The 13,183-nt window shown below is 66.9% G+C and carries 12 protein-coding genes; 5 read left to right on the top strand and 7 right to left on the bottom strand.

Features of this window, described 5'->3' with window-relative positions; all coding sequences use genetic code 11:
• Positions 1-2: 2 nt before the first annotated feature.
• Positions 3-1,328: a DnaB-like helicase C-terminal domain-containing protein gene (locus AC2VOP_RS15515; protein WP_486961812.1), complete on the top strand. Its 1,326-nt coding sequence runs from the start codon at positions 3-5 to the stop codon at positions 1,326-1,328.
• Positions 1,329-1,339: 11 nt separating this feature from the next.
• Here the strand turns inward: AC2VOP_RS15515 and AC2VOP_RS15510 are convergent, their stop codons facing one another.
• Genes AC2VOP_RS15510 through AC2VOP_RS15500 form a run of 3 tightly spaced genes read right to left on the bottom strand, consistent with a single transcriptional unit; the run spans position 1,340 to position 4,557 of the window.
• Positions 1,340-2,203: an SDR family oxidoreductase gene (locus tag AC2VOP_RS15510; RefSeq protein WP_486961811.1), complete on the bottom strand. Its 864-nt coding sequence runs from the start codon at positions 2,201-2,203 to the stop codon at positions 1,340-1,342.
• A gap of 16 nt (positions 2,204-2,219) precedes the next feature.
• Positions 2,220-3,032, bottom strand: a complete 813-nt coding sequence (locus tag AC2VOP_RS15505) for a Cof-type HAD-IIB family hydrolase (RefSeq protein ID WP_486961810.1) — start codon at positions 3,030-3,032, stop codon at positions 2,220-2,222.
• A gap of 22 nt (positions 3,033-3,054) precedes the next feature.
• Complete coding sequence (locus tag AC2VOP_RS15500; RefSeq protein WP_486961809.1) at positions 3,055-4,557, bottom strand: hypothetical protein; 1,503 nt, start codon at positions 4,555-4,557, stop codon at positions 3,055-3,057.
• A gap of 509 nt (positions 4,558-5,066) precedes the next feature.
• Between AC2VOP_RS15500 and AC2VOP_RS15495 the strand changes: the two genes are divergently transcribed.
• The 3 genes from AC2VOP_RS15495 to AC2VOP_RS15485 are packed head-to-tail and all read left to right on the top strand — an operon-like array spanning position 5,067 to position 8,508.
• Positions 5,067-6,512, top strand: coding sequence for an FAD-dependent oxidoreductase (locus tag AC2VOP_RS15495; protein ID WP_486961808.1), 1,446 nt, complete (start codon positions 5,067-5,069; stop codon positions 6,510-6,512).
• A 60-nt stretch (positions 6,513-6,572) separates the two neighbouring features.
• Positions 6,573-7,040 (top strand): SRPBCC family protein, encoded by a 468-nt coding sequence (locus AC2VOP_RS15490; protein WP_486961807.1) that lies wholly within the window; start codon positions 6,573-6,575, stop codon positions 7,038-7,040.
• A gap of 10 nt (positions 7,041-7,050) precedes the next feature.
• Entirely contained in the window at positions 7,051-8,508 is a 1,458-nt protein-coding gene (locus tag AC2VOP_RS15485) for an amidase (protein WP_486961806.1), read from the top strand.
• Positions 8,509-8,566: 58 nt separating this feature from the next.
• On the opposite strand, the gene AC2VOP_RS15480 is transcribed toward AC2VOP_RS15485, so the two are convergent.
• Entirely contained in the window at positions 8,567-9,070 is a 504-nt protein-coding gene (locus tag AC2VOP_RS15480; protein ID WP_486961805.1) for an Rv1352/Rv1906c domain-containing protein, read from the bottom strand.
• A 21-nt stretch (positions 9,071-9,091) separates the two neighbouring features.
• Entirely contained in the window at positions 9,092-9,733 is a 642-nt protein-coding gene (locus AC2VOP_RS15475) for a class I SAM-dependent methyltransferase (RefSeq protein WP_486961804.1), read from the bottom strand.
• A 218-nt stretch (positions 9,734-9,951) separates the two neighbouring features.
• Here AC2VOP_RS15475 and AC2VOP_RS15470 point away from each other — a divergent pair, with 218 nt between their 5' ends.
• Positions 9,952-11,982 carry an acyltransferase family protein gene (locus tag AC2VOP_RS15470; RefSeq protein ID WP_486961803.1) on the top strand — a complete coding sequence of 677 codons (2,031 nt, stop codon included), beginning with the start codon at positions 9,952-9,954 and terminating at the stop codon, positions 11,980-11,982.
• A gap of 85 nt (positions 11,983-12,067) precedes the next feature.
• Here the strand turns inward: AC2VOP_RS15470 and AC2VOP_RS15465 are convergent, their stop codons facing one another.
• Both AC2VOP_RS15465 and AC2VOP_RS15460 read right to left on the bottom strand, forming a co-directional pair.
• Positions 12,068-12,835, bottom strand: a complete 768-nt coding sequence (locus AC2VOP_RS15465; RefSeq protein WP_486961802.1) for an SDR family NAD(P)-dependent oxidoreductase — start codon at positions 12,833-12,835, stop codon at positions 12,068-12,070.
• Position 12,836: 1 nt separating this feature from the next.
• A partial coding sequence (locus AC2VOP_RS15460) for an AMP-binding enzyme (RefSeq protein WP_486961801.1) occupies positions 12,837-13,183 on the bottom strand: 347 nt, incomplete at its 5' end.

Below are 13,183 nucleotides of genomic sequence, written 5' to 3'. Positions count from 1 at the left end.
AGATCTACGAGGTCACCGAGCGGCGGCTGTCCGAGGATTTCGTCCCGCTGGAAGACCTGCTGCAACCGACCATGGACGAGATCGATGCCATCGCCTCGGGCGGCGGCCTGGCCCGCGGCGTGCCGACCGGCTTTCACGACCTCGACGACGTGACCAACGGCCTGCACCCCGGTCAGATGATCATCGTCGCGGCCCGGCCGGGGGTGGGCAAGGCGCTCGCGCTGGACACACCCCTGCCGACACCGACCGGCTGGACCACGATGGGTGACGTCGCCGTCGGCGATGAGCTGCTGGGCGCCGACGGTCAACCGACACGGGTGGTGGCCGCTACCGAGGTGATGGGCGGCCGTCCGTGCTACGAGGTCGAATTCTCTGACGGCACGGTGATTGTCGCCGATGCGGCACATCAGTGGCCGACGGGCAATGGTGTGCGCAGGACGGCCGGGTTGCGCTGCGGGCTCGACAGCATTGCTGCTGCCGGCTCGACGAGCCGGCACGCAGGGCCCCGAGGCACTGCCGCCGTTCTTTCCTCGGCGCTGCGGATCGACGCGGTGCGACGGGTGCCCAGTGTCCCGGTGCGCTGCGTGCAGGTGGACAACGCCGCGCACCTGTATCTGGCCGGAAGCGGGATGGTGCCCACCCACAACTCGACGCTGGGGCTGGACTTCATGCGGTCGTGTTCGATCAAGAACCGGATGGCCAGCGTCATCTTTTCTTTGGAAATGAGCAAGTCCGAGATCGTGATGCGGCTGCTGTCCGCCGAGGCGAAGATCAAGCTCGCCGACATGCGGTCGGGGCGGATGAGCGACGATGACTGGACCCGGCTGGCACGGCGGATGAGCCAGATCAGCGAAGCGCCACTGTATATCGACGATTCGCCGAACCTGACCATGATGGAGATCCGCGCCAAGGCGCGGCGGCTGCGGCAGAAGGCCGACCTGCGTTTGGTGGTAGTCGACTATCTGCAGCTGATGACCTCGGGCAAGAAGTTCGAGTCACGGCAGGTGGAGGTGTCGGAGTTCTCCCGCAGCCTCAAGCTGCTGGCCAAGGAGCTCGACGTTCCGGTTGTCGCGATCAGCCAGCTCAATCGGGGGCCGGAGCAGCGCACCGACAAGAAGCCGATGTTAGCTGATCTACGTGAATCCGGCTCACTGGAACAAGATTCGGATCTAGTTATTTTGCTGCACCGACCTGACGCGTTTGAGCGGGATGACCCGCGCGGTGGCGAAGCCGATCTGATCCTGGCCAAGCACCGCAACGGCCCCACCAGGACGGTCACGGTTGCTCACCAGCTGCACTTGTCGCGGTTCACCAACATGGCGCGGTGATCGCGGAGTCCTCAACCACCCAGTTCGGAAACCCGCGCACGGGTAGCTGCCCACAGCTCGCCCTTCTGGGTGCGTATTTCCGGATGCCGGCTGGCCAGCTCGATGTCCAACGGCCGACGCGCCACCGGGCTTGTGGTGGACACCGTCGCCGGGGGCACCGGCTTACCGAGCAACCCAGCGATGTAGGCGGCCCACTCGGATTTCGTCACCCCGTCGACACCAGCCGCGTGATAGATGCCGGGCGGGGCCTTCGTCGTGATGACGGTGCTCGTTACTCGGGCGACGTGCTCGACCGAAATCGGGTAGCGCCGCCGATCATCGCGGGCCAGTGGCGTCTGGTGGACCAGCGCTTCAACGGCCTCGGCAACAAAGTCTCTGCTACCGAACAGCATCGGCAGCCGGATCACCACGTTGTCGCCCTGGCTCAACACGAGTTGCTCAGCCTCGGCTTTGTGTCGGCCGTAGACCTGCAGCGGCATCACCGGTGCGTCTTCGAAGTATCTACCGGGCTCTCCGAACACGTAGTCCGACGAATAATAGACAACGCGGCGGCCGGTCTTCGCCGCCGCCGCAGCCACCCATCCGGCGCCAATCACGTTGATGGCGTGGGATGTCGGCGGATCGGCTTCGCAGAGGTCGGGATCGGCAACTGCCACGGCGTAGACGACGACACGCGGATCCGTCGCCTCGATGCACGCCACAAGCCCCTTGTGATCGCAGACGTCGATCGCGGTGGTGCTCGACGTCGTACCTTTTCGCGAGACACTTCGGACGGAGAGCCCATATCCGGGAAGCAGGCGCCCCAAAGCCTCGCCGACCCGCCCGCTCGCGCCCAAGACCAGTACGTCAGTGGGTTGTTCGACCGGCGTTACCATGGCGATTGGTGGGTCGTCAGCTCGCCGCAGTGATTCTGTCCAGCCATTCGGCTACCGCGTCCGATCCCGGGCCGGTGATGAGCTCGCGCGCCGCCGTTTTCGCTCTGGCACTCGCCGCACCCACCGCCACACCGTAGCCGACCATCTGCAGCATCGCGGCGTCGGAGTCACTGTCCCCGAACGCCACAACGCCACCCGGTGCGATGTCGAGGTGGTGGCAGAGTTCTCGAACCGCGCGTGCTTTGTCGACACCGTTTGCCTGGATATCGCAGCAATCCGGTCCGGCAGAGACTGCCGTCAAAGTCGGAAACTCATCCACCGCATCAAGCAACTGTCTGCACGCAGATTCGCTGCTGCGACACATAATCTTCAGAATAGGGCTGCCACCAAGATCCGCGAGAGCCGTAGCGGAGGATCGTGAATCGGCTGTCAAGCCCGTCGCCCGCTCCTCGTGGGCGATGGCTGCCGCGGGGCCCACCGCCAGCCAATGCGATCCGCGATAAACGTTGACCAGCCCGCCGTCGCGGAAAAACCCGCGGAGCAGTTCTGCGAGCCGTGCATCCAGCACGAAGCTCTTCTCGATCAACTGGCACCCATCGGCGGATACAGCTAGTGCGCCGTTGAACCCGATGAGGTGCGCCGCCACCCCCACGCGTCGGGCGAACAACTCGACCGATGCGAGCGGCCTTGAGCTGGCGAAGGCTACCTGGAGCCCGCGTTCCGGGAGCGTGCGCAGAGCCCGAGCGGTTGCATCGGAAAGCGGGTGCTCGGCATCCACCAGTGTGCCGTCAAGGTCGAAGACGACCAGTTGAGCGTGGACATCGTGCATGGTTCCTTCCCGCCGAGCCTTGCTAACCGTCCAGCCGCCAGGTGTTGTGAGCCACGTCGTTCATGCGACTGAGCCCACGGTGGTGAGACTCTTCGCGGGGGTCCGGGTCGATCGAAAATTCCTGCAGAACATCCGCAAGCAGCTGCGCACCTGTGGCGTATATGGCTGCCGCGACATTCGGCGACGCGTCGGGGTGAATGTGGAACGGCATGTCGGAGCAGAAGTGCATGGCCTCGTTGAACATGGTGCAGGAATTGACCTGTTCGTCGTCTCTCCGCAGAATCCCGGCGACGACGCTCTGCATTGCCTGGCCCAGTTGGTTGTACACGTCTTCGAGATGCGGAGAATTCAGGCTTAACTCCAGGATGGCGGTGTCACCGTTGATGTAGCGGCCGATTTCGTGGCGACCCTCGTGGAGCAGGTCGTAGTGCCGGTTGTAGCTGTGCGACAGTTTGCCGAGGTCATAGTATATGTCACAGGCGGGATAGCCTCGCGGGTCGACCAGCCAAAATCTATCCGACTCCTGGTCGTACAGGATATTTTCCAGGTGAAGATCACCGTGAATGTGTGGGGATACTCCAGGTGGCGTTAACTCTGCGACCACACCGGCGTCCTGCTCCAGTTGGCACAACATTGCCGGAATATTTGGAATAACCCGCCCATTGATCTGCAGCCGGGGGCTGCGTATCAGCGGAGCGAACTCTGGGTCCAGGTCAATGGTTACCGCAAGGCGGTTCCAGACGCGGTCAAAATGATAGTCTTGAACATAGCCCGACGGCGTTTCACCCAAATATTTCAGGTAAGCGTGGTTGTACTCATAGTCGAGTACCTTCTCCAGCACCTCGGCGGCATCCTCGGGAGTGATCTGGAGATTGAGCAGCAAATCGCGAAGGTTCGGGTGGGCAACGTATTCCAGACCCAGCTGGACCGAATCACCTGCTGTACGGGAGAACAATACTTCTGGATAGGGGTCGCCCAACCGAGGCGGGAGCCGCTCGTAGAAACGCGCCTCGTCGCGCAGCTTCAGTGAACCACGGCCGTGAGCTTGTTTACGAAAGTACGGTTGCACACCCGACGTGGCGAACGACCCCCCGACGCGAATGGCGTCGTTGGCAATGATGTTCTCCAACGTGTACCGGTGTAGCTTCTTGATGTCGACAATTTTCCGCAGCTCATCCTCGAAGTCGCATGGATTGTGGTAATTCATCTGGAGCAGATCGATCGATGCCAAACGGGCGGCAACGATACGACCGTTGTCGGCGGGGTTCCATACGACGAAATGCGATGGTGTGCGCACCGATCGCACCGTCAGCAGACGCGCCACCGGGGGTGTCAACTGCCGGCCCGAACAGATCACCACCACGTCGCTCTGGGAGGGGTATTCGTCCAACAGCTCGCTGAGGTCATCGTCGGCACGCAGGTCTATGACGTCATTGACGCCGTACCGTTGCAGCTGCATACGGACGTTGTCAGAAAAATCGGCCGGGCCGTCCCCGGAACACGCGCTTTGCGACGCGTCGACCATTATCCCGTGCATAAGCGCGGGCCTGACTACGCCGACTCGCGCGAGACGCGGGCCCTGGTGGCGACACCACTCGTCGGCGTCGCGGAGGCGTGCTGCCGGCGGGTAGGCGGCCAGGTCCGTTCGCCTGCGCTGCACATAGCGACGGTGGGTGTGGTCAAAGTTGGGCCTTCCTGGTCCGCTAGGTCGCTTGCACCCGAGGTCGCACGTGCCGTTTGTGCGCAGAGCAGTGGGTGACGATGGTCCTGCGCAGGTCCACGGGGCACGGTCGTAACTGAGTCAATATAGCCCAGCCGGTTCTACGCAAAGACGACCGGTCCGCTGTGCACTGGATGGAGGGTGACGTTGCGCGCTCAGTTACCGAGGCCAACCTTACGGAGGTCGAGCGTCGCCAGCACGGGGCCGCAGTCCGCGCCTGGCTGAGCAGTCACACGACACGTCATGCGGCACCGCGGTTTTTGCCGCCGCGTGGATGACAATGCGGGACGTGACGCAATCGCGGGAGCCCGACATTGGAGCGTGAGACGCGTGAGATCACGCGCCGGACGTTTCTGCGGGGTGCCGCCGGAGCGCTAGCCGCCGGCACGGTTTTAGGCCCGGTCCGGGCGGTCGCCGATCCGAACACCTCCGCGTGGGACGGTCTTTCCGGAGCCATCAACGGGCAGGTGTTACGACCGGACGATCCCCAGTTCGGCGCGGCCAAACAGGTTTTCAACACCAATTACAACGACCTGACCCCGGCGGCGGTGGTTATCCCGAGGTCACCGCAGGACGTACAGAAGGCGATGGCGTTCGCTGCTGCAAACAACCTCAAGGTCGCTCCGCGCGCTGGTGGACACTCCTACATCGGGGCGTCCACGGCGAACGGAACCATGGTGCTCGACCTGCGCGAGCTGCCCGGGGGAATCAACTACGACGACGCCACCGGGCAGGTCGCGGTAACCCCGGCCACCGGCCTGTACGCGCTGCATCAGGCGCTGGCCGAGCACGGCCGTGGCGTCTCGACGGGAACCTGCCCGACAGTAGGCACCGCGGGGCACGCCCTGGGCGGCGGACTGGGCGCCGATTCCCGGCATGCGGGCCTGCTCTGTGACGCGTTGACGTCGGCGTCGGTGGTGCTGCCCGGCGGTCAGGCGGTTACCGCGTCCGCGACCAACAACCCCGATCTGCTCTGGGCGCTGCGGGGCGGCGGTGGCGGCAACTTTGGGGCGACCACCTTGCTGACCTTTGCCACGTTCCCCACCGGGGACGTCGACGTCGTCAACCTCAACTTCCCGCCGCAGTCGTTCCCGCAGGTCCTCGTCGGCTGGCAAAACTGGCTGCGCGCCGCCGACCGCAACAGCTGGGCGCTGGCGGACTGCTCCACCGACGCGCCGGGCATGCCGGGCCGTATTCTCGCCACCTGCCCAGTCGGGTCGGGCAACAGCGTGGCCAACGCCATCGTTTCGGCCGTCGGCATGCAACCGGCCGGCACCGACAACCACACCTTCAACCGCATGGAACTGGTGCGGCATCTGGCCGTCGGGAACCTCACTCCGTCGCCGCTGGGATATGTCGGCGGATCCGACGTTCTGCCGACCATTACCGCGCCCGCAGCTCAGGCGATCGCCTCCGCCGCCGAAGCCTTTCCCCGGGGAGCGGGCCGGCTGCTGGTGATCATGCATGCGCTTGACGGGGCGCTGTCCAGCGTGGCACCGGGCGCCACGGCCTTTCCGTGGCGCCGGCAATCCGCGCTGGTGCAGTGGTACGTGGAGACGTCCGGTTCCCCGGCGGCGGCGACTGACTGGCTGAACGCCGCGCACCAGATGGTGCGGGCGTATTCGGTTGGCGGCTATGTGAACTACCTCGAGGCAGGCCAGCCGGCATCGCGGTACTTCGGCCCGAATCTCGCCCGGCTGAGCGCCGTGCGGCAGAAGTATGACCCCGGCCGGGTGATGTTCTCCGGACTGAGTCTCTAGCCCGGCGCTCAAGCGTAGTCTCGACCTGGACGCACCATAGGGCATGTGAATGGAGAGATGATGACCGTCACCGTTGTCGACGCGGGACCCCGGCGGGTCAGCCGCTCGGTGGAGGTGGCCGCCCCGGCGGCCGAGCTGTTCGCGATGGCCGCTGATCCGCGCCGCCACCGCGAACTGGATGGATCAGGCACGGTTCGCGACAACATCAAGGCCCCGGCAGAAGTTACTGTCGGGTCGAAGTTTTCGACGAAAATGAAGATGTACGGCGTGCCGTATCGCATCACCAGCCGAGTGACCGCGCTCAAGCCGAATGAAGTGGTCGAGTGGCGCCACCCGGAGGGCCACCGCTGGCGATGGGAATTCGAGTCGCTGTCACCGACACTGACCCGGGTCACCGAGACATTCGACTACCACGATGCCGGTCCGCTCAGGCGGGCGTTCTACGAGCTGACGGGTTCCATCAAGGCCAACGAGAAGGGCATCGAGGCTTCCCTGACCAAGCTGCGTGACCGCTACGCCGCGAAGTAAACCGGAAGCCGTGAGCGCTCTAGCCGAGGAGACCCGGTGGATGGATGCCACCGGCCAGGCGGAACTGGTGGCCAAGGGTGAGGTCACACCGGGCGAGCTGCTGGACGCCGCGATCGAGCGGATCGAGCAGTCGAATCCGGCGTTGAACGCTGTGGTCATCGAGTGGTTCGACCACGCCAGGTCGGTCGCCGCCGGCCCGGACCTGCCCGCCGGCCCCTTCAGAGGCGTCCCGTTCCTGCTCAAGGACCTCTTCACCAGCTTTGCCGGCCAGACCATGTCGAACGGCAACGGTGCGCTGAAGCGGGCCGGCAAGGTCGACGCCGCCGACACCACGCTGGTCGCCCGTTTCAAAGCGGCCGGGCTGGTCATCGCCGGGCGGACGAACACCCCGGAGTTCGGCAGCCTGCCCACCACGCAGCCGCTGGCCTGGGGGCCGACCCGCAACCCGTGGGCGCTGGACCGCACGTCGGGCGGGTCGAGTGGCGGTGCCGCCGTCGCGGTGGCCGTCGGGATGGTGCCGTTCGCCAACGCCTCCGACGGCGGCGGGAGCATCCGCATACCGGCGTCGTGCTGCGGACTGCTGGGACTCAAGCCGAGCCAAGGGCGGATCACGGTCGGGCCGGTGCGCGCCGAAGCGGGGCTGGGCGTCGAACTGTGCGTCAGCCGCACGGTACGCGACACCGCAGCGCTGCTCGACGCGGTGCGCGGGCCGGGTGTTGGCGACAGTGTTATCGCACCGGAGCCGAAACGGCCGTACATCGACGAGGTCGGTGCGGATCCGGGACGGTTGCGCATCGGGCTGCTGGACGTGCATCCGCGCGGCGACTTCCTGCACGAGGATTGCCGATCCGCGGTGCGCGCCGCGGCGTCGATGCTGGAGGGACTCGGGCACACGGTCGAGCCGGCGTGGCCGGCCTGCCTCGCCGACACCACCCTGGCCCACAAGTTCATGGCGTTGTGGGCGGCGCAGATGGCGATGGCCGCGCGCCAGGTCGGCGAGACACTCGGACGCGAGGTGACGGCGGCGGACCTCGAGCCGGTGAACTGGGCGCTCGTCGAGCAGGCGCGGCGGTTGACCGCCGTCGACTACGCCACGGCCCAGGCGGCGGGCTGGACCTTCCGGCGTGCGCTGCAGCAGTGGTGGGCGGACGGCTGGGACCTGTTGCTGACGCCGACGCTGGCCGAGCCGCCACTGCCGCTGACCGAGTTCGAGAACAATCCGGCGGAGCCGACCGCGCCGACGCGCCGGTCCGGGCGGTTTGCCGCGTTCACTCCGCCGTTCAACATGAGCGGGCAGCCGGCGATCAGCCTGCCGCTGCACCGCAACGCCGAGGGCCTCCCCATCGGCGTCCAGCTGGCCGCCGGTTACGGCCGTGAGGACGTCCTCATCCGGGTAGCCGCCCAACTGGAATCGGCGCACCCCTGGTCGACGGTGCACCCGCGGATACCCTCGGATACCCTGCCGTAGGTACTTCCGTCACGGTGAGCTTCGATGAGCGACCTGGCACACCCGACCCGACTTCTGATCAATGGCCGCCGGGGGCGGGGTTTTGCGGCGGCGGAGCTTGCTGGGGTGGCTGGGGTTCCTGGGGTTGCGGCAGGAAGCCTTTCAACACTCCGGGCAGGCCAGGCGGTGGCTGTTGGGTGTCTGCGCAGTCCGGCGGGCAGGTGGTCATCTGCCACGGCTGGCAGCGATCCGTCTTGAACAGCGTGTCGGTCGGCTCGATCTGCACGACCTGAGGTTTTTTGGTCAACGCGTTGTCGATGATCTTGCCGTCACTGACCCGCTTCCAGTAGCACACGCTGCCTTCGACCGGACCTGCGCTGCGGTAGACACCCGGCGCGATGTCGGTTCCCACCGCATAGCTGCCGTCGCTGTCGATGACGGTTTTGGGTGCCGGTGGGGCAGCGGGCGCCGGTGACGGGGTGGGGGCAGGCGAAGGCGTGGGCGCGGCCTGGGCGATGCCGGTGGCCGCGCAGCAGCCCGCGACAACCAGCGCCGCCACCCCCGCAACCTGCGCCGACCTCATAAGACGCCAGCCTAGCGCGGTTTACGGCTTGATTCCCAACGTCAGCAGGTCCGAGACGATCAGCGTCACGGCGGGCCGGCGCACTCGACGTTGTTTGCTGACGGTGAAGCCGGCGCCGGTGAACAGCGCACGCATCTCGGCCGGCCGCGGATGGTGCGCAGGAGTCCACCGACTGCCCGGGAACCGACTCAGCGGAACCGGATGGCGCGGGCTGATCGAGGTGACGGCGACCATCCCGCCCGGGGCGAGCACCCGGTGAAATTCGCGCACCGCCGCCGGCTGGTCGAAGAAGTGAAACGCCGAGGTCGTCACCACGGCGTCCAGGGCGGCGTCGTCGAACGGCAGTTGTTCGGCGGATCCGGTCAGCCAGTGCACCTGCGCGGACCGTGCCCCGGCCTCGCCGAGCATGCCGTCGGACCTGTCCACGCCGTAGACCGCGCGGGGCTGTAGTTCACGGGCGATGCGGTCGGCGAGAATCCCGGTGCCACACGCGACATCGGCCACCCGCCCGGGTCGGCGTGCCGTCAACTCGGCGATGATCTCGTCCTGTGCCGGACGGTAGACCCAGCGCTGCAGGAGATGAAGGTCGTAAACGGGTGCGGCCCAGTTCCAGAACCAGGTGACGGCGTCGTTGAGACCTCTGCGCTGGATGTGGGCTGCCATAACCGGCAACTTACCGGTCCGGCAGGACGACGCGCCGGGTGACGCACCACCGAACTTTTCTCAACTGGTCGGATTCCCGCTGCTCTGCGGCCGTGTCATCGCGTTGCGGGAGTGAACCGCCCCTAAGCTTTGCGGTGGTCCAACGGCGAGAGGATCGACCTATCAGCGGCAACGGCGTTCTCGGCCGACCGGCTGCACAACCCCGGTGGGTAGCGCCGGTGCCGCGCTCCGCCCGGTTCGACACCTCGCGCGGCGCTGACCGGGTCCGACGTGGGCAGCGCCGCCCGGGTATTCACGCGCTGGACGGCCTGCGCGCGATAGCCGTCGCCCTAGTGCTAGCCGACCACGGCGGAATCGGCGGTACGCCGGGCGGATTCATCGGCGTCGACCTGTTCTTCGTGCTGAGCGGATTCCTGATCACGTCGCTGCTGATCGACGAGCTCGGCCGTACCGGCCGCATCGACCTGGCCGGCTTCTGGATCCGCCGCGGCCGCCGGTTGCTGCCCGCTCTGGTGCTGATGGCGCTGGCGGTGGCCTTCATGGCCTCAGTGCACGAGTTTTTCCCGCCGCAGGCCGTCGCCGGACTGCGCGACGATGCCATCGCCACCTTCTTCTGGGTGGCCAACTGGCGGTTCGTCGCGCAGCAGACCGACTACTTCACCCAAGGGGGCACCCCGTCACCGCTGCAGCACGCGTGGTCGCTCGGTGTGGAAGAGCAGTACTACTTCGTCTGGCCACTACTGCTGGTCGCCACCGCATTGCTGCTGTACCGGCGGGCCCGACACCGCGGGCGCCGGCCCACGGTGGGTATGGTCCGGCTCGCCGTCTTTGTGCTCGCCACGACGGGGGCGGTGGCGTCGGCCGTGACGGCCGCGGCGCTGGTGTCCGATGCCGCTAGGGATCGTGTCTACTTCGGCACCGACACCCGCGCGCAGGCGTTACTGGTCGGCGCCGCAGCCGCCGCGTTGCTGGTGGGCGACTGGGCGGCGTTGACGGCTGGCTGGTCGGTGATCCGGAGCCCGGCCGGGCGCTGGGCCGTGCGGCTGCTGCCGCTGGCCGGCCTGGCGGTGCTGGCCGCGGCCGCGCATCACGCCACCGGCACCGCACGCGAGTTCCACGACGGCCTGCTGAGCGTGGTCGCGGTGGCCGCGATCGCGGTGATCGCCCCGGTGGCGCTGCACCAAACCGGCATCATCGCCCGGGCATTGTGCTGGCGCCCGCTGGTGTGGCTGGGCACCATCTCCTACGGCGTCTACCTCTGGCACTGGCCGGTGTTTCTGGTGCTCAACGGTGAACGCACCGGATGGTCGGGGCCGCGGCTGTTTGCCGTGCGGTGCGCGGCCACCCTCGGGGTCGCTGCCGCGTCGTGGTGGGTGATCGAACAGCCGATCCGTCGGTGGCGGCCGGTTCGGGTGCCGTTGCTGCCGCTCGCGGCGGCCGCCAGCGGCACCGCCGTCGCGGTGACCGTGCTGATCGTGCCGGTCGCCGAACGAAACCTGGGGGCCGCCGGCCTGCCACCGGACGTGGCCGCGGCCGCGGCCGTCCTACCCCCGCCGGCCGGAAGGTGGGCCGGTCGGCTCGGCGTCAGCCGACCGCGCACGGTGTCGGTGTTCGGCGACTCGATTGCACGGACGTTGATGCGCTACCTGCCAGACACCCCCGGCTATGCCTTCATCGACCACACCATCATCGGGTGCAGCATCGTGCGTGCCGGCCCGTACCGGTACTCCGGGAAGACACTGGAACAAAAACCGGAGTGCGACGGTTGGCCGGGCAGATGGGCGCAGCAGATCGCCCGGGATCAACCGGATGTCACCGTGATGATCGTCGGCCGCTGGGAGACCGTGGACCGGGTGAACGAGGGTCGCTGGACGCACATCGGCGATCCGACCTTCGACGCGTACCTAGCCGCGGAGCTGCACCGGGCATTGGAGGTTTTGGGCTCCAGCGGGGCGCGGGTGGTCGCGGCGACGTTGCCCTACAGCCGCTACGGGGAGAAACCGGACGGGAGCCTGTACCCCGAAGATGAACCGGATCGCGTCGACCGGTGGAACGCACTGCTGCGGCGTGTCATCGCCGAACGGCCCGATCCGAGCGGTATCGCGGTGCTGGACTTGAACAAGAAGCTGAGTCCGGAGGGTGTCTACACCGCCAAAGTCGACGGCATCACGGTCCGCAGCGACGGTGTGCACCTCACCGCTGAGGGCGTGGCGTGGCTGACGCCGTGGCTGGAAGAGTCCATCAACTGACCAGCGCCCCACCCGGCGAGCATGCGCAAAATCGCACGCGAAGGGGCCTCCGCGTGCGATTTTGCGCATCCTCGCGCGAACTGGCTCACCGCCACTCCGAATTCAGTGCGCGCTCCGAGAGGTACTTCGTCGAGCTCCAGCCACCGTCGACCACGATCGTCTGCCCGTTGATGAAGCTGCCGCCCGGCGAACACAGAAACGCCACGGTACTCGCGACGTCGTTCACCGTCGCCAGCCGCTGATGCGGTGTCATCTCGACGTGCATCCGGTGGAATCGCTCGTCGGCCAACCGGTGTTCGGTCATGGCCGTGCGAACCACCCCGGGCGCCACCGCGTTGCAACGGATTCCCCGCGATCCGTACTCGCAGGCGATATGGGTGGTCAGCGCCGTCAGGCCGCCCTTCGCCGCAGAGTAGGCGCCGCCACGCAGGCCGCCCACCACGGCGAAAGTGGACGTGATGTTGACGATCGCCGACCCGGCCGGCATGTGGGGCAGTGCTTCGCGAGTCAGTCGGAACGGTGCCCGCAGCATCACATCCAGAAAACAGTCCAGGGTTTCGTCGTCTGTCTCGTCCAGCGGCTTCGGGTTGCCCACTCCGGCATTGTTGATCAAGAAGTCGACGTGGCCCCACCGGGAGGTGGCAGCCGTCACGATCTGTTTCGGGGCGTCGTCGGCGGTCAAGTCGACGGCGACCGTGGCGACTCGGTCCGGGTCGCCGACGGCTCGCCGCACTTCGGCGAGGCGCTCAGCGTCGCGGCCGGTGCCCAGCACCGCCATGCCCATGCCGGCCAGCCTGGTCGCGCAGGCCAGGCCGATTCCTCCACTCGCGCCGGTGACGATCACGACCTGCATGTCACCCACCTTTCTCGGTTGGCTCTGTCGTGAGCGCTGCCCTGATGTCGTTCTTCAGGACTTTGCCCGCGTCGTTTTTCGGCAGCGCATCCCAGACGACCACCTGCTCCGGCGCCTTGAACGTGGCCAGGCCCTGGGCCACCAGGAAGCTGCGCAAGCCCGCGACGTCCGGGCCTGGCACCGCCGTGGGTACCACGACAGCGCAGGCTCGCTCGCCGGTGCGGATGTCGGGCAGACCGACGACAGCGACTTCGGCGATGCCGGGGTGGCCGGCCAGCACGTCTTCGACCTCCTTCGGCGAGATGTTCTCCCCGCTGCGGATGATGACGTCCTTCACGCGGCCGGTGA

Source organism: Mycobacterium sp. TH-M106 (assembly GCF_057473765.1).
The sequence above is the reverse complement of the archived record's forward strand: the minus strand, read 5'-3'. Positions and strand labels throughout refer to the sequence as shown.

What these genes read in the sequence shown, in the direction of transcription:
- AC2VOP_RS15510 (WP_486961811.1), bottom strand. Translation starts at nt 2,203, where the DNA reads ATGGTAACGCCGGTCGAACAACCCACTGACGTACTGGTCTTGGGCGCG.
- AC2VOP_RS15505 (WP_486961810.1), bottom strand. Translation starts at nt 3,032, where the DNA reads ATGCACGATGTCCACGCTCAACTGGTCGTCTTCGACCTTGACGGCACA.
- AC2VOP_RS15500 (WP_486961809.1), bottom strand. Translation starts at nt 4,557, where the DNA reads ATGGTCGACGCGTCGCAAAGCGCGTGTTCCGGGGACGGCCCGGCCGAT.
- AC2VOP_RS15490 (WP_486961807.1), top strand. Translation starts at nt 6,573, where the DNA reads ATGACCGTCACCGTTGTCGACGCGGGACCCCGGCGGGTCAGCCGCTCG.
- AC2VOP_RS15480 (WP_486961805.1), bottom strand. Translation starts at nt 9,070, where the DNA reads ATGAGGTCGGCGCAGGTTGCGGGGGTGGCGGCGCTGGTTGTCGCGGGC.
- AC2VOP_RS15475 (WP_486961804.1), bottom strand. Translation starts at nt 9,733, where the DNA reads ATGGCAGCCCACATCCAGCGCAGAGGTCTCAACGACGCCGTCACCTGG.
- AC2VOP_RS15465 (WP_486961802.1), bottom strand. Translation starts at nt 12,835, where the DNA reads ATGCAGGTCGTGATCGTCACCGGCGCGAGTGGAGGAATCGGCCTGGCC.